We start from the raw sequence: 18,344 nt of genomic DNA on the forward strand, positions 1-18,344 counted from the left end.
CACCGGCGGGCGCGGTCGGCTCAGGCCGCCGCGCCCGCCGGGGGAGTCCGGTCGTGGCCGGGGTCAAGAGGCGCAGGCCCTCATGTGCGGGAAATTCCCCGTACTTTCACAACAGATCCATATCGGCTTGTCGATCTTGAGTGTGGCGACGGAGCGTAGCTGATAGGGAGATACCTCCAGGGGGGCCGGAGAGAGTGGTCACCCCTGCGCAGCTCCAGGAGGTACCCACCACATGGCCCATCAGCCGCACACCCTGTTGAAGGCCGTGCTCGACGGATGGCGGAACTCTCTGCTGGACATGGGCGGCCGCAACCGGCTGCTGAACTTCCGGCACACCAGGACCGCCACCCTGGAGATCACCGCACCGGATCCGGCCGCCCTCCTCGCGGAGCTGACCAAGGGCTGGGACTTCGCCCCCGTCACCGAACGGGAGACCGGGGTCGAGCTGACCAAGACGGGCGACGCCGGCACCGGCCGCCGCTCCCGGCCCGGCCTGGTCACCCAGAAGACCACCCAGGCCGCCCTGGACGGCTCGCTGTACCAACTCCGCCAGAAGTCCGGCCAGATGTACAACGACTACGGCCTCTGGGTGCTCTGGCTCGGCGTCGGCATGCTCGACTGGCGCGAGCCCGGCGCCCATGAGAGCAGCGCCGCCCCGCTGCTCCTGGTCCCCGTGGAGCTGCGCCGGGACGGCAACCGCCGTTACCGCCTCCACCCGGCCGAAGGCCAGGAGCGCATCCACAACCCGGCGCTCGCCGTGAAGCTGGACCGGCTCGGCGTCGACTGGACGGCCGTCACCGGCACCGACGCCGCCGACCTGACCGCCGTCCTCGCCGCCGCCCGCAGGGCGAGTGCCGGACAGCCGGGCTGGGAGGTCGCGGACCGCGCGGTCCTCGGTCTGTTCGCCTCCCACCGCGAGGCGATGTACCAGGACCTCCAGCAGAACGAGGAGCAGATCCTCGCCCACCCGCTGGTACGCGCCGTCGCCCTCGGCCCCGACGCCGGGCTCCCCGCCGACCTGGTCGACTTCGAGCCGCCCGGCCTCGACCGCATCGACGAGGTCCAGTTGCCCGAGCGCACCCCGCTCGTCCTCGACGCCGACGCCTCCCAGCGCGGTTGCGTCGCCGCCGCCCTGGACGGCCGGTCCTTGGTGATGAGCGGACCGCCCGGCACCGGCAAGAGCCAGACCATCACCAACCTGATCGCCGCCCTCATGCACGCGGGCCGCAGCGTGTTGTTCGTCAGCGAGAAGGCCGCCGCCCTGGACGTCGTACGCAACCGGCTGACCGGGGTCGGCCTCGGTGACTTCGTCATGGCCCTGCACAGCGGTGACACCAGTAAGAAGGCCGTGGCCACCGAACTCGCGCGGGTGCTCACCACCGAGGCCCGCGTCACCGGCGCCGCCGCCCACGAGCTGGAGCGCGCCCGCGCCCTGCGCGAGGAGCTGTCCGCCTACGCGGCCGCCATGAACGAGACCCGCGACCCCCTCGGCCGCACCCTGCACGACGTACTCGGCCGGCTCGTCCTGCTGGAGCAGGCCGGAACCCCGCAGCTCCCGCTCGGCGCCCGCAACGCCAAGGCCGCCCGCGCGCTGAGCGCCGCCGCCCTCCAGGAACTCCTGACCGCCGCCGGAACCGTCGCCCGCGCCTGGCGGCCCGCCGCCGAGGGCGACGCCTTCGCCTGGCGTGGACTCACCGGCACCGCCCCGCACCAGGCAGTCTCCGAGGCCGCCGACGCCCTCGGCGCCCTGGTCACCGCCGCCGGACGCCGCCCCTTCGCCGCCACCGTGGACGAACCCCGCACGGTCCGCGAACTCCAGCAGCTCGTCCGTACCCTCTCCGCCGGCCTGCCCGGTACGACCCCGCCCGCCGACGGCGCCCTGCCCGACGACATCACCGCCCAGACCGCCCAGCTCGCCGACCTCTTCGGCATGCCCAAGCCGGACCGGCCCGAGGCCGCGTTCGTCCTGTGCGAGCTGGCCGCGCTCACCACCGCCGGACACCGCCCGCCGCGCGGCTGGTTCGACGCCGGGACGCTGCGCCGCGCCCACACCGCCGCCGCCGAACTGCGTACCGCCCTCGACGCCGAGGAGCAGGCCCGCGCGGCCGCCGCCGACGTGTTCGCCGAGAAGGTGCTCACCGAACCCGGACTCCCACAACTGGTGGCGAGGTTCGGTGAGCAGCACAAGGGTCTGATGGCCCGCTTCTCCGCGCAGTACAAGGCCGACCGCGAGACGCTCACCGGACTCACCCGCACCGGCACCTGGGACAAGGCCCTCCTCGGCCGGCTCGACCAGGCGCTCGCCTGGCACCGGGCCGCAGCCGAGGCCGCCCGCCTCGCCGACGCCCACCAGGACCTGCTCGGTCCCTACACCCCGCGCACCCTCCCGGCCTGCGCCGACACGGACCGGGCCCTCGCCACAGCCGACCGTGTCGCCGTGCTCGGAGCCCCGGCCGAGCGCCCCGGCCTGCTGGCCGACCGCCTCGCCGCCGACGCCGACCCCGATCCGCTGCCCGCGCTGCTCGCCGACCAGATCCGCGCCGCGTTCGCCGCCTGGTGCGCCGCCGCCACCGCCCGCGCCGAACGCTGGAACCGGGCCGTCGCCGAGCTGCTCGACCAGTTCGGCCCGGCCCGGCGCACCCAGCTCTCGCCCGCCCTGCTCGGCCCCCTCGACCAGGCCCAAGGGGCCGTCGACGCCCTGCTGGACGACCCGCAGGGCCCCGAGGTCTGGCACGCCCACCTCGGCGGGGTCGCCGTGCTCGCCCGGCACGGCGCCGACGCCCTGGTGGCCGGTGCCGCAGAGCGCGGACTCGATCCGCAGCGCCTGCCCGAGGTCGCCGAACAGGCCGTACTGCGCGCCTGGGCGGACGACCTCCTCGCCACCGATCCGCGGCTGCGCAGCACCCGTTCCGAGGACCTCGACACCCGCGTGGCCGACTTCCGCGCCGCCGACCTGCGGCTGGTGGCAGCGGCGGGCGGGGCGGTGACGGAGGCGTGCAACAAGCGGCGCCCGCGCAACTTCGCCGGGGGCGGCGGCGCCGTCATCGTCCGCGAGGCCGAGAAGAAGACCCGGCACATGCCCGTGCGTGAGCTGCTCGGCCGCACCCGCGAGGTCGTCCAGGCGGTCAAGCCGTGCTTCATGATGAGCCCGCTGACCGTCAGCCAGTTCCTGCCCCCGGACTTCCACTTCGACGTGGTGGTGTTCGACGAGGCGTCCCAGGTACGGCCCAGCGACGCCGTGAACTGCATCTACCGGGGGCGCACCCTGATCGTCGCCGGTGACGACAAGCAGCTCCCGCCGACCTCCTTCTTCGACTCCGCGGTGGACGACGACTCCGACGAGTACGCCGAGGACCTGCCCGACTCCTTCGAGTCCCTGCTGCACGCCTGCAAGGCGGGCGCGATGCGCGAACTCCCCCTGCGCTGGCACTACCGCAGCCGCCACGAGAACCTGATCACCTTCAGCAACCGCGAGTTCTACGCCAACTCGATGATCACCTTCCCCGGCGCCCTGGCCGAGGGCGACGACGTGGGCGTGGCCTTCCTCGCCGCCGACGGCGTCTACGACCGAGGTGGCCGCCGGGACAACCGGGCCGAGGCCGAGTTCGTGGCCCGGCGGGTGCTGCACCACTTCGACACCCGGCCCGGCAAGACCCTCGGTGTCGTCGCCCTGTCACAGGCGCAGGCGTCCGCCATCGACCTGGCCGTGCAGCAGGCCCGCCTCGCCCGGCCCGACCTCGACCACTGCTTCACCGAGGACCGGCTCGACGGGTTCTTCGTGAAGAACCTGGAGTCGGTGCAGGGCGACGAGCGCGACGTGATGATCATGTCGATCGGCTACGGCCCCGACGAACACGGCCGCCTGGGGCTCAACTTCGGCCCCATCAACAAGAACGGCGGCTGGCGGCGCCTCAACGTGGCCGTCACCCGCGCCCGCTTCCGCATGGAGGTCGTCTCCTCCTTCCGGGGCACCAGCCTGGCCGACAGCCCCAACGAGAGCGTCCAGTACCTCAAGCGCTACCTGGAGTACGCCGAGAGCGGCCCCGCCGTCCTCGCCCGTGACGTCGTCCAGTCGGACGCCGAACCCGACAGCCCCTTCGAGGAGTCCGTCCTCGCCGTGCTGCGCGGCTGGGGCTACCGGGTCCAGCCGCAGGTCGGTGTCGCCGGTTACCGCATCGACCTCGGCGTACGCCACCCCGAGCTGCCCGGCGCGTACGCCCTCGGCATCGAGTGCGACGGCGCGATGTACCACTCCTCCAAGGCCGCCCGCGACCGGGACCGGCTGCGCGAGCAGGTGCTGAACGGACTCGGCTGGCGGCTGCACCGCATCTGGGGCACCGACTGGTACCGGGGCCGCGCGGCTGCCGAGCGGCGGCTGCGCGAGGCCGTGGAACAGGCCGTGGCCAGCGGCCCGTCGACCGCGGTGACCGGTCCGGCACCCACCGCGCCGGCGCCGGAGGAGCGGGCCGAAGCCCCGTCCGAGCGCGTCCCCGTCGATCTCGGCACCGAACGCGAGTGGAGCGCGCCGTACGCCCCCGGCGCCGTCACCGTCAGCCCGCGCCACGAACTGCACACCCCCGAGGCCCGGCCCGCGCTGCGCGAGGTGCTGGCCCGGATCGTCGGGGCCGAAGGGCCCGTCCACGAGGACCTGTTGGTCCAGCGGGCGCGGGAGGCCTGGGGCGTCGGCCGGGCGGGCAGCCGTATCCGGGACAACGTCCGCGAGGTCGCCGACTCGCTGGTGCGCTCCGGCAAGCTCGCCTCGGACGAGGGCTTCTACGCGCTCGCGGACACCGGCACGCTCAAGGCCCGCCACCCCGCCGACGGCGACACACCCCGCAAGGTCGTGCACATCGCGCCCGGCGAACGCCATGTGGCCCTGTACGGACTGGCCGCCGAGTGCCCCGGCCTGACCGAGGACGAACTCATCAAGCTGGCCTGCGAGTTCTTCGGCTGGCGGCGCACCGGCAAGGACATCCGCGACCGGCTCGCCGCCGACATCGCCGAACTGCGCCGCGCGGGACGCCTCCAGGGCGGCCCGGAGCAGGTGAGCGCCGTCCGCTGACCCCGGACACAGGAAAGCAGGAAAGGGCGGCGGACACACGAAAGGGCGGCGGGGACGCGAAGTCCCCGCCGCCGTTTGGGCGGTCAGCTCACGGAGAAGCCGGCGGGTACATCGCCCGCGGCAGGTCGGACGCCGCGGCCGAGTCCAGCAGCCACAGCGTCCGCGCCCGGCCCTGGGCGCCGGCCGCCGGGGCCTGCACCTCGCCCGCGCCGGACAGCGCGATCGCCACCGCCTCGGCCTTGTCCTCGCCCGCCGCCAGCAGCCACACCTCACGCGCCGCGCGGATAGCGGGCAGCGTCAGGGAGACGCGGGTCGGCGGCGGCTTGGGCGCGCCGTGCACACCCACCACGGTGCGCTCGGTCTCCCGCACCGCGGGCAGCTCCGGGAAGAGCGACGCCACATGCGTGTCCGGGCCGACGCCCAGCAGCAGCACGTCGAACTCCGGCACCTCGGCGTGGTCCTCGGGACCGGCCGCCTTGGCCAGCTCGGCCGCGTACGCACCGGCCGCCGCGTCCACGTCCGCGCCGTAGGGCCCGTCGGAGGCGGGCATCGGGTGCACGCGCGCCGGGGCCAGCGGTACGGAGTCCAGCAGGGCCTCGCGGGCCTGCGTGTAGTTGCGGTCCGGGTCGCCCTCGGGGAGGTAGCGCTCGTCGCCCCACCACAGGTCGAGGCGGCCCCAGTCGATCGCGTCCCGCGCCGACGCCTTGGCCAGCGCGGCCAGCAGACCGTTGCCGTTGCGGCCGCCGGTGAGGACCACCGAGGCATGACCGCGCGACGCCTGCGCGTCCACGATCTTCGTGATCAGCCGGGCCGCGGCGGCCTCGGCCATCAGTTCCTTGTCGCGGTGCACGACCAGTTGCGGAGTGCTCACTTCGACGCCGCCTTCCTCGCGAGGGAGTTCGGGGTCGGCCGCTCGGCCTCGCCCTCCTCGGTACCGGCCTCGGACTCTGCCACGGCCACCTCGGTGACCGCCTCGTCCTCTGGGGCTTCCTTTGAGGACTCGGCCGGGGTGCCGCCCAGTGCCGCCATCGCGTCCGCGGCCGTCGTCAGCCGCTCCACGCCGTAGCGCAGGGCCGCCGCGTAGGTGTCGTCCGGGTCGAGCCGGCGCAGTTCCTCCGCGATCAGCTCGGCGGTGTCCCGCCGCTGGAGCGCCACCGCGCGGGCGGGCTGGCCCTTGATGGACAGGCTCGCCAGCGAACCGTCCGCCCGGTCCAGCACGACCGGCCCGCACGAGGTCTCCATGCGGACGGCCGTCAGCCCCGGCCCCGAGGACAGCGAACGCCGCACCGGCACACCCAGCCGGTCCGCCAGCCACATCGCCAGCAGTTCGCAGCTCGGGTTGAACTCCTCGCCCTCGACCTCGACGGACCGCACCTCGCAGTCCACCTGGTCCAGGGCCGCCGCCAGCATCGAACGCCACGGCGTGATCCGGGTCCACGCAAGGTCGGTGTCGCCCGGCGTGTACGCCTCGGCGCGCGCGGCCAGTTCACGCACCGGCTGCTCGGCGGCGTAGGTGTCGGTGACCCGGCGCTGCGCGAGCGCGCCCAGCGGGTCCTTGGCCGGGTCCACCGGGGCGTTCACCGGCCACCAGACCACGACCGGCGCGTCCGGGAGCAGCAGCGGCAGCACCACCGAGTCGGCGTGGTCGGACACCTCGCCGTACAGCCGCAGCACGGCCGTCTCGCCGGTGCCGGCCTCCGCGCCCACCCGCACCTCGGCGTCCAGCCGGGAGCCGGTGCGGTCGCGCGGGCTGCGCGAGACGCGGCGGATGACGACGAGCGTGCGCGAGGGGTGTTCCCGCGAGGCGTCGCTCGCCGCACGCAGCGCGTCGTAGGCGTTCTCCTCGTCGGTGACGATGACGAGGGTCAGCACCATGCCCACGGCGGGCGTGCCGATGGCGCGGCGGCCCTCGATCAGCGCCTTGTTGATCTCACCGGCGGTGGTGTCGGTCAGGTCTATCTTCATGGCCGGCGCCAGCTCCGTCCGTCTCGTGCGAGCATCTCGTCGGCCTCGGCCGGACCCCAGGTGCCCGACTTGTACTGCGCGGGCCGCCCGTGCTCGTCCCAGTACTCCTCGACGGGGTCGAGGATCTTCCAGGACAGCTCGACCTCCTCCGTGCGCGGGAACAGGTTCGCGTCGCCCAGCAGCACGTCCAGGATGAGCCGCTCGTACGCCTCGGGGCTGGACTCGGTGAAGGACTCGCCGTAGGCGAAGTCCATCGACACGTCCCGGATCTCCATCGAGGTGCCCGGCACCTTGGAGCCGAAGCGGACCGTGATGCCCTCGTCCGGCTGGACGCGGATGACGATCGCGTTCTGGCCCAGCTCCTCGGTCGCCGTGTGGTCGAACGGGGAGTGCGGGGCACGCTGGAAGACCACCGCGATCTCGGTGACCCGGCGGCCCAGACGCTTGCCGGTGCGCAGGTAGAAGGGGACGCCCGCCCAGCGGCGGTTGTCGATCTCCAGCTTCAGCGCCGCGTAGGTGTCGGTCTTCGACCTGGGGTCGATCCCGTCCTCCTGGAGGTAGCCGGTGACCTTCTCGCCGCCCTGCCAGCCCGCCGCGTACTGACCGCGCACGGTGTCCACACCCAGGTCCTTCGGCAGCCGTACGGCACCGAGCACCTTGGTCTTCTCCGCCGCCAGCGCGTCCGCGTCGAAGGAGGAGGGCTCCTCCATCGCGGTGAGCGCGAGCAACTGGAGCAGGTGGTTCTGGATCACGTCACGGGCGGCGCCGATGCCGTCGTAGTACCCGGCACGGCCGCCGACGCCGATGTCCTCGGCCATGGTGATCTGCACGTGGTCCACGTAGGACCGGTTCCAGATCGGCTCGAACATCTGGTTGGCGAAGCGGAGCGCCAGGATGTTCTGGACGGTCTCCTTGCCGAGGTAGTGGTCGATCCGGAACACCTGGTCCGGCTCGAACACCTCGTGCACGACCTTGTTGAGGTCCTCGGCGGACTCCAGGTCGTGGCCGAACGGCTTCTCGATGACCGCGCGCCGCCAGGAGCCCTTGCTCTGGTCGGTCAGGCCGTGCTTCTTGAGCTGCTGGATGACCACCGGGAAGGAGCTCGGCGGCACCGACAGGTAGAAGGCGAAGTTGCCGCTCGTGCCCTGGGCCTTGTCCAGCTCGTCGATGGTCGTGCGCAGCCGCTCGAAGGACTCGTCGTCGTCGAAGGTGCCCTGGACGAAGCGCATCCCCTGGATGAGCTGCTGCCAGACCTCCTCGCGGAACGGCGTACGGGCGTGTTCCTTGACGGCGTCGTGCACGACCTGTGCGAAGTCCTCGTGCTCCCAGTCGCGGCGGGCGAAGCCCACCAGGGAGAAGCCCGGCGGCAGCAGGCCGCGGTTGGCGAGGTCGTAGACGGCGGGCATCAGCTTCTTGCGGGACAGGTCGCCCGTGACGCCGAAGATCACCAGGCCCGACGGCCCCGCGATGCGCGGGAGCCGTCGGTCGGCGGGATCACGAAGCGGGTTCGCTCCGGAACCGTTGAGGGGTGACAAATCAGCCCTCCGAGGGGGCGAGGCGCTTCAGCTCCGCCTCGGTCGACTTGAGCAGGTCGTTCCAGGACCCCTCGAACTTGTCCACGCCCTCGTCCTCCAGCACCTGGACGACGTCGTCGTAGGAGATGCCCAGCCGCTCGACCGCGTCGAGGTCGGCCTTGGCCTGCTCGTAGGTGCCGGACACCGTGTCGCCGGTGATCTCACCGTGGTCCTCGGTGGCCTCCAGGGTGGCCTCCGGCATGGTGTTGACCGTGTTCGGCGCGACCAGCTCGGTGACGTACATCGTGTCCGAGTACGCCGGGTCCTTCACGCCGGTCGACGCCCACAGCGGACGCTGCTTGTTCGCGCCCGCCTTCTCCAGCGCCTTCCAGCGGTCGGAGGAGAAGACCTCCTCGTACGCCTGGTAGGCGAGGCGCGCGTTGGCGACGGCGGCCTTGCCGAGCAGCGCCTTCGCCTCGTCGGTGCCCAGCGCCTTCAGCCGCTTGTCGATCTCGGCGTCCACGCGGGACACGAAGAAGGACGCCACGGAGTGGATCTTGGACAGGTCCAGGCCGCGCTCCTTGGCCTTCTCCAGGCCGGTCAGGTACGCGTCCATGACCGCGCGGTAGCGCTCCAGGGAGAAGATCAGCGTGACGTTGACGCTGATGCCGTTGCCGATCGTCTCCGAGATCGCCGGCAGACCGGGCTTGGTCGCCGGGATCTTGATCAGGGTGTTCGGGCGGTCCACCAGCCACGCGAGCTGACGGGCCTCGGCGACCGTGGCGCGCGTGTTGTGCGCGAGCCGCGGGTCGACCTCGATGGAGACCCGGCCGTCCTGGCCGCCGGTGGCGTCGAAGACCGGGCGCAGGATGTCGGCGGCGTCACGGACGTCCGCCGTCGTGATCATGCGGATGGCCTCTTCGACCGTGACCTCACGCGCGGCGAGGTCGGTGAGCTGCTGGTCGTAGCCGTCGCCCTGCGAGATCGCCTTCTGGAAGATCGTGGGGTTGGTGGTGACGCCCACGACGTGCTGCTGGTCGATCAGCTCGGCGAGGTTGCCGGACGTGATCCGCTTGCGCGACAGGTCGTCCAGCCAGATCGCCACGCCTTCCTCGGAGAGGCGCTTGAGTGCGTCTGTCATGGAAATTGCATCTCCTACGTGTCGTTTACGGGCGTCAGCGCTGCGTAGCGGCGAGGGATTCCCGCGCCTTGTCGGCCACGTTCTCCGGAGTGAAGCCGAACTCGCGGAACAGGACCTTGCCGTCCGCGGAGGCGCCGAAGTGCTCCAGGGAAACGATGCGGCCGGTGTCACCCACGTACTTGTGCCAGGTCAGTCCGATGCCCGCCTCCACGGCGACGCGGGCCTTGACCGACGGCGGCAGCACGGCTTCCCGGTACCCCTGGTCCTGCTCCTCGAACCACTCGACCGACGGCATCGAGACCACGCGGGTGGGCACGCCCTCGGCCTGGAGCTGCTCACGCGCCTCGACGGCGACGTGCACCTCGGAGCCGGTGGCGATCAGGATGACCTGGGGCTCGCCGCCCTCGGCCTCGAACAGGACGTAGCCGCCACGCGCGGCGTCCTCGTTCGGGTCGTACGTCGGCACGCCCTGGCGGGTCAGCACCAGACCGGTCGGGGCGCCCTTGCCGAACTCCTTGGTCCAGCGCTTGAGCACCTCGCGCCAGGCGATCGCGGTCTCGTTGGCGTCCGCCGGGCGGACGACGTTCAGACCGGGGATCGCGCGCAGGGCGGCCAGGTGCTCGACCGGCTGGTGGGTCGGGCCGTCCTCGCCCAGACCGATGGAGTCGTGCGTCCACACGTACGTCACCGGCAGGTGCATCAGCGCCGACAGGCGGACGGCGTTGCGCATGTAGTCGGAGAAGACGAGGAACGTACCGCCGTAGACGCGGGTGTTCCCGGCCAGGGTGATGCCGTTCATCTCCGCGGCCATCGCGAACTCACGGATGCCGAAGTGGATCGTGCGGCCGTACGGGTTCGCCTCCGGCAGGGGGTTGCCCGCCGGGAGGAAGGAGCTGTCCTTGTCGATGGTCGTGTTGTTCGACCCGGCGAGGTCGGCGGAGCCGCCCCACAGCTCGGGGATGACCGGGCCGAGCGCCTGGAGGACCTTGCCGGAGGCGGCACGGGTGGCCACGCTCTTGCCGGTCTCGAAGACGGGGATCTTCAGCTCCCAGCCGGTGGGCAGGGCGCCCTCGCTGATGCGGTCGAACTCGGCGGCGCGGTCCGTGTTGTTCTCGCGCCAGACCTGGAAGCCCTTCTCCCACTCCGCCTTGGCCTGGCGGCCGCGCTCGAGAGCGCCGCGGGTGTGCTTCAGGACCTCGTCGGCGACGGCGAAGCTCTGGGCCTCGTCGAAGCCGAGGACGCGCTTGGTGGCCGCGACCTCGTCGTCGCCGAGCGCCGAGCCGTGCGCGGCCTCGGTGTCCTGGGCGTTCGGAGCGGGCCAGGCGATGATCGAGCGCATCGCGATGAAGGACGGGCGGTCGGTGACCGCCTTGGCCTTCTCGATCGCCGCGTAGATCGCCGCCGGGTCGAGGTCGCCGTCGGCCTTGGGCTCCACGCGCTGGACGTGCCAGCCGTAGGCCTCGTACCGCTTCATGGTGTCCTCGGAGACGGCCGTCTCCGTGTCGCCCTCGATCGAGATGTGGTTGTCGTCCCACAGCAGGATCAGGTTGCCGAGCTGCTGGTGGCCCGCGAGGGAGGACGCCTCGGAGGAGATGCCCTCCTGCAGGCAGCCGTCACCGGCGATGCAGTAGATGTAGTGGTCGAAGGGGGACGTGCCCTCGGGCGCGTCGGGGTCGAACAGGCCGCGCTCGAAGCGGGAAGCCATCGCCATGCCCACCGCGTTGGCCACACCCTGGCCCAGCGGGCCGGTGGTGGTCTCGACGCCCTTGGTGTGTCCGTACTCCGGGTGGCCCGGGGTCTTCGAGCCCCAGGTGCGGAAGGACTTCAGGTCGTCCAGCTCCAGGCCGAAGCCGGCCAGGTAGAGCTGCGTGTAGAGGGTCAGGGACGAGTGACCGGCGGACAGCACGAAGCGGTCGCGGCCCACCCACTGCGGGTCGGCCGGGTCGTGCCGCATCACCTTCTGGAAGAGGGTGTAGGCGGCCGGGGCCAGGCTCATCGCCGTGCCGGGATGGCCGTTGCCGACCTTCTGTACGGCGTCGGCGGCCAGGACACGGGCGGTGTCCACGGCCCGCTGGTCCAGCTCGGTCCACTCAAGGTCTGTGGTGGTCGGCTTGGTGCTCACCCTGGGTCAGGGCTCCTCTCCACATGTCGTTCGCCGGTTCGCGGCGCGTGGCGCCCGCCGGCCGCCGGTGCACTGGTGTCCACCGGCCGTTGTCGAGCCTACCCCCGAGGGGACGTGCGTTTTTTCGAGTCATTCCAGACTGCCGGGACTCATCCCGATCCGCCTCCCGACCGGCCCGGAGGCCGCTTGGCACATGAATACGGAGCCGCTCGTCCGAGTGCTCAACCGAGCCCGGGGAGACCTCGGACGGGCAGGGTGCCGAGGGGGTCGCCAACACGAGCCGACCCCGGCGAAAAACCGGATATGGGCAACGTCTAAAGTGGCGTGGTACGCGCGAGCCTTTACCCCGCTTTCACACGGGAACGCTCGCTTGATGTCTCTGTCAGGGGTGTGCGTGACGGCCGTCGAATCCCGTCCTGGGGGCACTTCCCAGGCCCTTAAGGCGCAGGGGGAGGGTGGGCCCGGTGCGAGCCGGAACCCGGCTGACCGGCCGTTCGGGGCCCGCGTCAAAGGCTTCGTGGCGCTGACCAAGCCGCGGATCATCGAGCTGCTGCTCATCACCACCGTCCCGGTGATGTTCCTGGCCCAGCAGGGGGTGCCCGACCTGGGCCTCGTCCTGCTCACCTGCGTCGGCGGCTACCTCTCCGCGGGCGGCGCCAACGCGCTCAACATGTACATCGACCGGGACATCGACGCCCTGATGGACCGCACCTCGCAGCGGCCGCTGGTGACCGGCATGGTCAGCCCGCGCGAGTGCCTCGCCTTCGGCATCACCCTCGCGGTCGTCTCGACGCTGCTGTTCGGGTTGACCGTCAACTGGCTGTCCGCCTGGCTGTCACTCGGTGCGCTCCTCTTCTACGTCGTCGTCTACACGATGATCCTCAAGCGGCGTACGTCGCAGAACATCGTGTGGGGCGGCATCGCGGGCTGCCTGCCGGTGCTGATCGGCTGGTCGTCCGTCACGAACTCCATGTCGTGGGCGCCGGTCATCCTCTTCCTCGTCATGTTCTTCTGGACGCCGCCGCACTACTGGCCGCTGTCCATGAAGGTCAAGGAGGACTACGCGCGCGTCGGCGTCCCGATGCTCCCGGTCATCGCCTCCAACAAGGTGGTCGCCCGCCAGATCGTCCTCTACAGCTGGGTGATGGTCGTCGTCTCCCTGCTGCTCCAGCCGCTCGGCTACACCGGCTGGTTCTACACCGCGGTCGCCCTCGCGGCCGGCGGCTTCTGGCTCTGGGAGGCGCACGGGCTGCAGAACCGGGCCAAGGCCGAGGTGACGGGGGGCAAGCTCAAGGAGATGCGGCTGTTCCACTGGTCGATCACCTATGTGTCGATCCTCTTCGTCGCCGTCGCGGTGGACCCCTTCCTGCGATAGCCGGTTCTTCCGACAGGGAGGGCGCGTGGTCAAGACCACGCGCCCTCCCTTCGCCGTTTTCTCTACTCGTCGGTAGCATCCTGGTCATGGCTGACACGGAGCAGGTTGAGGCGGAGCAGGTCGACGCGAAGAGCGAGCGCACGGTGAAGCGGCTCGCCCATCAGATCGGTACGTTCGCCAAGGCGCACGGCGGCGCCGAGGGGAACGTGGCGTACATGGGGGAGCGCGGGGCCCGTATCGCCCTGGTGGGCGAGGACGGGGAGTGGGGGAACCTGGTGGCACCCAGTGTCGAGATCGCCCGGCGGGCGGTGGAGAAGGCCGGGGTCGCGCTCCAGGAGAGCTTCGACGGGGAGTTCGCGGCGAAGATCCGTACGAGCGCGTACGAGTGGAAGCGGATGGCCGGCATCCAGATCTGACGTCCGGGTGCGGGCCCCGCACCCCCGCAGGTCGGCTCGCGCCACCTGAACACGGTTCCCGCCGTTAGGACGTGTGGAAACACCGTCCTCATGGGGAGCCGGAATGATCGACACGCCTTCGCTCGTGGATCAGTACTGCCATGGGGTGCTCCGGACCGAGCTGGGGCTCGCGACCTTCGAGGCCCGGCTGGCACGGGGGGAGGGGGCGCCCGCGCCGGGGACCACGCTCTTCGACACGCAGACGGGGTTCGCGGTGCGGCGCTGGTGTCCGCCGCTGCTCGGTCTCGAACCGCACTGCCCGCCCGCGCGCTATCTGGCCCGGCGCCGCGAGCTGGGGGTGCTGGAGGCGGGGCGCAGGCTGCTGCGCGGCTCCGGGATCACCACCTACCTGGTCTCCAGCGGGCTCCCCGACGATCTGACCGGGCCCGAGGAGATGGCGGTCGCCGGGGACGCCGAGGCCCGCGAGGTGGTCCGGCTGGAGCCGCTGGCCCAGCAGGTCGCCGACACCTCCGGGACGGTCGCCTCGTTCCTCGCCAATCTGGCCGAGTCGGTGCACGGGGCCGCCGCACACGCCGTCGCCTTCGCCGCCGCGCCCTCCCCGGCCGACGGCGGCCCGGCCCTCGCCCCCGAACCGCCGGGGCCCGGCGCGGTACAGGGCGCCGCCGCCCGCTGGCTGGCCCGGCGGCGCGTGGGGGAGGAGCTGACCGACCCCGTACTGCTGGGCCACCTGGTGTGGACCGCGGTCGCCACGGGCCGCCCGCTCCAGTTGCACGCCGGCCCCGAGGAGCCCGGCGTCCGCACCGACCCCGCCCCGCTCACCGGCTTCGTACGGGCCACCGCGGGCCTGGGCACCGACCTGGTCCTGCTGCCCGGCCACTTCCACCACCGCCACGCCGCCCGGCTGGCCGCCGCCCACCCGCATGTCTACGCCGACTCCGGCGCCGCCCTCGCCCGCACCGGCGCCCGCGCGGCGGCGGTCCTCGCGGACATCCTGGAACTCGCCCCCTTCGGCAAGATCCTCTTCTCCACCGGCGCCCAGTCCCTCCCCGAGCTGCACGTCGTCGGCGCCCACCTCTTCCGCGAGGCTCTCGACCGGGTGCTGGGCGCCTGGGTCGCCGAGGGCGCCTGGTCCCCGGCGGACGCCCGGAGAGTGGCCCACCTCATCGCGGCGGACAACGCCCACCGGGTGTACGGGCTGCGCTGAGCCCTGTACGGGCGGTCACGTCTCCCCGACACTCGACCCATGCCGACCGAAGCGCTCCTCGCCCGCTTCCTGGACGACCTCGCCCCCTTCCGCCCGCTCGCCGTCTGGGCCCACGGCTCACTGGGCGGCGGGGACTACCAGGAGGGCCGCAGCGACCTGGACCTGATCGCGGTCCTGCCCGGCCCGCTGAGCCCGGCCGCCGTGCGCCGGCTGATCGTGCTGCACCGGCATCTGCGCGCCGAGCCGCTCGCCGTCAAGCTGCACTGCTCCTACCTGACCCCGCCCACCGCGGCCGATCCGGCGAGGTCGCATCTGACCTGGGCACACGACCGGATCAAGCGCCGCCCGGTCACGCCGGTGACCCGGAGCGAGCTGCACGAGTTCGGCCGGGTGCTGCACGGGGCGCCGCCCGCCGCGTATCTGCCGCCGGTGCCGGACCGGGAGCTGCGCGACTTCGTGGTGGCCGACCAGCGGGACAACTGGCGCCCGGCGGTGGACAAGGAGCGGCTCTGGAAGCAGGACATCTGGGTCGACCTCGGCCTGCTGACCTTCGCCCGCGCCACCGTCACCTTGCGCGAGGGGACCCTGATCTCCAAGCGGCAGGCGCTCGCCGAGCTGCCCGTGCTGGGCGCGCCGGCCGAGGTCGTCGAGGACATCACACGCCGGCGATACGGGGAGCAGGGGCCCGGCCCCGCCCCGGACCGCCGGGCCCGGCTGACCCGCGCCTACCTCGGCCCGGCCATCGACGCCCTGGTCGCCGGGCACCGCTGAGTCAGGCGGGCGTACCCACGGAGACCTCGGCCGCCGGGCCGGGCACGGATGCCACGGTCTCGGGGCGCTCGCGGAGCGCGAGAAGAACGCGCAGTGTGGCGATCCACATGAGGCAGGAGCCGAACATGTGGAGGGCCACCAGGGCCTCGGGGAGGTGGGTGAAGTACTGGACGTAGCCGATGACGCCCTGGCCCAGCAGGATCAGGAACAGGTCGCGGGTGCGGGACAGGGGGCCCTTCGGGGCGTCCACCGCCTTGAGGACGAACCACAGGGCGAAGGTCAGCGTCACCACGATCCACGCCAGCACCGCGTGCAGCTTGGCGATCATCTCCCAGTCCAGCGGGATGCGCGCCACCTCGGAGGAGTCGCCCGCGTGCGGACCGGCGCCGGTCACCACGGTGCCGACCGCGATCAGCAGCACGGCAGCGCCCACCAGGAACCACACGAGCTGTCGTACCGCCCCGCCGACCAGCGGACGCGGCTCCGCGTCACCCTCACGGGTGCGCTGCCACATCACGGTGGCCACGGTGATCAGCGCCGTGGACAGCAGGAAGTGCGCCGCCACGGTGTAGGGGTTCAGGCCGACGAGCACGACGATGCCGCCGAGCACCGCGTTGCCCATGACCACCCAGAACTGCGCCCAGCCCAGCCGGGTCAGGCTCCGCCGCCACGGCTTCTGCGAGCGGGCGGCGATGATCGCCCAGCCGACGGCCGCGCACAGCACGTACGTCAGCATGCGGTTGCCGAACTCGATGACACCGTGCACGCCCATGGCGCGGGTGGTGGTCAGCGAGTCGTCGGTGCAGGTGGGCCAGGTCGGGCAGCCGAGCCCGGAGCCGGTCAGGCGCACCGCGCCGCCGGTGACCACGATGACCACCGACATCACGAGTGCGGCGAGCGCGGCCCGGCGGACGGTCCGGGGGTCCGGGGTCCAGTGGTCGGCGATGAAGGCGAGCGGGTTGCGGAGGGCCGCTGCAGCGTCGGCGGGGGTCAGCTTTGGCACGCGCACCATCGTAGGCGCCAGCTTGTGCACGCTTTCACGAGGGGGCCGCCGGAAGCCGCCGGGCACCTACTCCCAGCGGAAGAACTTCCCCGCCGCGGCCAGCCCCACGACCGCCCACACCGCGAGGATCGCCAGGTCGCCCCAGGGCATCCCGGCGCCGTGCTGGAGCACGTCCCGCAGGCCGTCGGAGAGCGCGGAGATCGGCAGCAGCCCGAGGACGTGCTGCCCGGCCGAGCCGAACTTCTCCAGCGGCACGATCACCCCGCCGCCCACCAGCAGCAGCAGGAAGACCAGGTTGGCCGCGGCCAGCGTCGCCTCCGCCTTCAGGGTGCCCGCCATCAGCAGCCCGAGCCCGGAGAAGGCGGCCGTGCCCAGCACCAGCAGGAGCAGGACGGCGGCCGGGTTGCCGTGCGGGGACCAGCCGAGCGCGAAGGCGATGACTGTCAGCAGGATCACCTGGAGCACCTCGGTGACCAGCACCGCGACCGTCTTCGCGGCCATCAGCCCCCAGCGCGGCAGCGGCGAGGAGGCCAGCCGCTTCAGCACGCCGTAGCGCCGCTCGAACCCGGTGGCGATGGCCTGCCCGGTGAACGCGGTCGACATCACGGCGAGCGCCAGGATGCCGGGGGCGAGGAAGTCGACCGCCTCGCCGGACCCGGTGTCCACGATGTCCACCGAGCTGAAGAGCACCAGCAGCAGGGTCGGGATGACCACGGTGAGCAGCAACTGCTCGCCGTTGCGCAGCAGCATCCGCGTCTCCAGCGCGGCCTGCGCGGCGATCATGCGGGGGAGCGGCGCCGCTCCGGGCCTCGGGGCGTACGTGCCCGGCGCGGTCGTCATGAGCGCAGCTCCTTGCCGGTCAGTTCGAGGAAGACGTCTTCGAGGGTGTGCCGCTCCACCGAGATCCGGTCCGGCATCACCCCGTGCTGCGCGCACCAGGAGGTCACGGTGGCGAGCAGTTGCGGGTCTATCTTGCCGGTCACCCGGTAGCCGCCTGGCGTCAGCTCGTCGGCCGTGCAGTCCGCCGGGAGCGCCTTGAGCAGCGAGGCGACGTCCAGGCCGGGGCGTCCGCCGAAGCGCAGGGTGTTCTCGGCGCCGTCCCGGCACAGCTCCTCGGGCGAGCCCTGGGCGATGACCCGGCCGCCGTCGATGATCGCGACGTCGTCGGCGAGCTGCTCGGCCTCGTCCATGTGGTGCGTGGTGAGGATCACCGAGACCCCGTCGGTGCGCAGGTCCCGGACGAGGTCCCAGGTGGCGCGGCGGGCCTGCGGGTCGAGCCCGGCGGTCGGTTCGTCCAGGAAGACCAGCTCGGGGCGGCCCACGACGGCCATGGCCAGCGCGAGTCGCTGCTGCTGGCCGCCGGACAGCCGCCGGTAGGAGGTCCGGCCGCAGGAGCCGAGCCCGAGGCGCTCGATCAGGGCGTCCACGTCCAGCGGGTGCGCGTGCAGCTTGGCGACATGGCGCAGCATCTCGTCGGCGCGGGCGCCGGAGTAGACGCCGCCGGACTGGAGCATCACGCCGACGCGGGGGCGCAGCGCGGCCGAGTCCCGCAGCGGGTCGAGGCCGAGGACGCGCACCGTGCCGGAGTCCGGCTTCCGGTACCCCTCGCAGGTCTCGACCGTGGTCGTCTTGCCGGCGCCGTTGGGGCCGAGCACGGCGGTCACGCCCTGCCGGGCCTCCAGGTCGAGGCCGTCCACCGCGGTCTTCTGGCCGTACCGCTTCACCAGGGCCTGGACCTGGACCACGGGGTCACTTCGCATGGGGACAGAGT

The 18,344-nt window shown here is 72.3% G+C and carries 13 protein-coding genes; 5 read left to right on the forward strand and 8 right to left on the reverse strand.

The genetic code is table 11. The annotated features are described in order from the left end of the window. Positions 1-232: 232 nt before the first annotated feature. Positions 233-5,062 carry a DUF3320 domain-containing protein gene (locus HEK131_RS08155; RefSeq protein WP_244334228.1) on the forward strand — a complete coding sequence of 1,610 codons (4,830 nt, stop codon included), beginning with the start codon at positions 233-235 and terminating at the stop codon, positions 5,060-5,062. An 88-nt stretch (positions 5,063-5,150) separates the two neighbouring features. On the opposite strand, the gene pgl is transcribed toward HEK131_RS08155, so the two are convergent. Genes pgl through tkt form a run of 5 tightly spaced genes read right to left on the reverse strand, consistent with a single transcriptional unit; the run spans position 5,151 to position 11,804 of the window. After that, a complete protein-coding gene (gene pgl, locus HEK131_RS08160) occupies positions 5,151-5,933 on the reverse strand; it encodes a 6-phosphogluconolactonase (RefSeq protein WP_244334229.1) in 783 nt (260 codons plus the stop codon). Continuing rightward, positions 5,930-7,027 (reverse strand): glucose-6-phosphate dehydrogenase assembly protein OpcA, encoded by a 1,098-nt coding sequence (gene opcA, locus HEK131_RS08165; protein WP_217465180.1) that lies wholly within the window; start codon positions 7,025-7,027, stop codon positions 5,930-5,932. The genes pgl and opcA overlap by 4 nt, the downstream gene beginning before the upstream one ends. Beyond that, on the reverse strand, positions 7,024-8,562 hold the full coding sequence (zwf, locus tag HEK131_RS08170; RefSeq protein ID WP_244334230.1) for a glucose-6-phosphate dehydrogenase: 1,539 nt from the start codon (positions 8,560-8,562) through the stop codon (positions 7,024-7,026). Before zwf ends, opcA begins: the two co-directional genes overlap by 4 nt. 1 nt (position 8,563) lies before the next feature. Further along, positions 8,564-9,682 carry a transaldolase gene (gene tal, locus HEK131_RS08175; protein ID WP_217461605.1) on the reverse strand — a complete coding sequence of 373 codons (1,119 nt, stop codon included), beginning with the start codon at positions 9,680-9,682 and terminating at the stop codon, positions 8,564-8,566. 34 nt (positions 9,683-9,716) lie between these two features. Next, positions 9,717-11,804, reverse strand: a complete 2,088-nt coding sequence (tkt, locus tag HEK131_RS08180) for a transketolase (RefSeq protein WP_244334231.1) — start codon at positions 11,802-11,804, stop codon at positions 9,717-9,719. 388 nt (positions 11,805-12,192) lie between these two features. On the opposite strand from tkt, the gene HEK131_RS08185 reads away from it, so the two are divergent. From HEK131_RS08185 to HEK131_RS08200, 4 genes are all read left to right on the forward strand, one after another. Next, positions 12,193-13,179, forward strand: a complete 987-nt coding sequence (locus HEK131_RS08185; protein ID WP_374201425.1) for a heme o synthase — start codon at positions 12,193-12,195, stop codon at positions 13,177-13,179. A gap of 86 nt (positions 13,180-13,265) precedes the next feature. Continuing rightward, on the forward strand, positions 13,266-13,595 hold the full coding sequence (locus HEK131_RS08190; protein WP_217461602.1) for a hypothetical protein: 330 nt from the start codon (positions 13,266-13,268) through the stop codon (positions 13,593-13,595). A gap of 103 nt (positions 13,596-13,698) precedes the next feature. Then, a complete protein-coding gene (locus HEK131_RS08195) occupies positions 13,699-14,799 on the forward strand; it encodes an amidohydrolase (RefSeq protein WP_244334232.1) in 1,101 nt (366 codons plus the stop codon). 39 nt (positions 14,800-14,838) lie between these two features. Next, the gene (locus HEK131_RS08200; RefSeq protein ID WP_244334233.1) at positions 14,839-15,570 is read left to right on the forward strand and encodes a nucleotidyltransferase; all 732 of its coding nucleotides are present in this window, start codon (positions 14,839-14,841) and stop codon (positions 15,568-15,570) included. A gap of 1 nt (position 15,571) precedes the next feature. Here the strand turns inward: HEK131_RS08200 and HEK131_RS08205 are convergent, their stop codons facing one another. Genes HEK131_RS08205 through HEK131_RS08215 form a run of 3 tightly spaced genes read right to left on the reverse strand, consistent with a single transcriptional unit; the run spans position 15,572 to position 18,333 of the window. Further along, positions 15,572-16,582 carry a COX15/CtaA family protein gene (locus HEK131_RS08205; protein ID WP_217461599.1) on the reverse strand — a complete coding sequence of 337 codons (1,011 nt, stop codon included), beginning with the start codon at positions 16,580-16,582 and terminating at the stop codon, positions 15,572-15,574. Between the two features lie 57 nt (positions 16,583-16,639). Further along, positions 16,640-17,413 carry an ABC transporter permease gene (locus HEK131_RS08210; RefSeq protein WP_244334234.1) on the reverse strand — a complete coding sequence of 258 codons (774 nt, stop codon included), beginning with the start codon at positions 17,411-17,413 and terminating at the stop codon, positions 16,640-16,642. Continuing rightward, positions 17,410-18,333 (reverse strand): ABC transporter ATP-binding protein, encoded by a 924-nt coding sequence (locus HEK131_RS08215; RefSeq protein ID WP_244334235.1) that lies wholly within the window; start codon positions 18,331-18,333, stop codon positions 17,410-17,412. The genes HEK131_RS08210 and HEK131_RS08215 overlap by 4 nt, the downstream gene beginning before the upstream one ends. Positions 18,334-18,344 lie beyond the last annotated feature (11 nt).

It is taken from the genome of Streptomyces seoulensis (assembly GCF_022846655.1).
GTDB lineage: Bacteria > Actinomycetota > Actinomycetes > Streptomycetales > Streptomycetaceae > Streptomyces.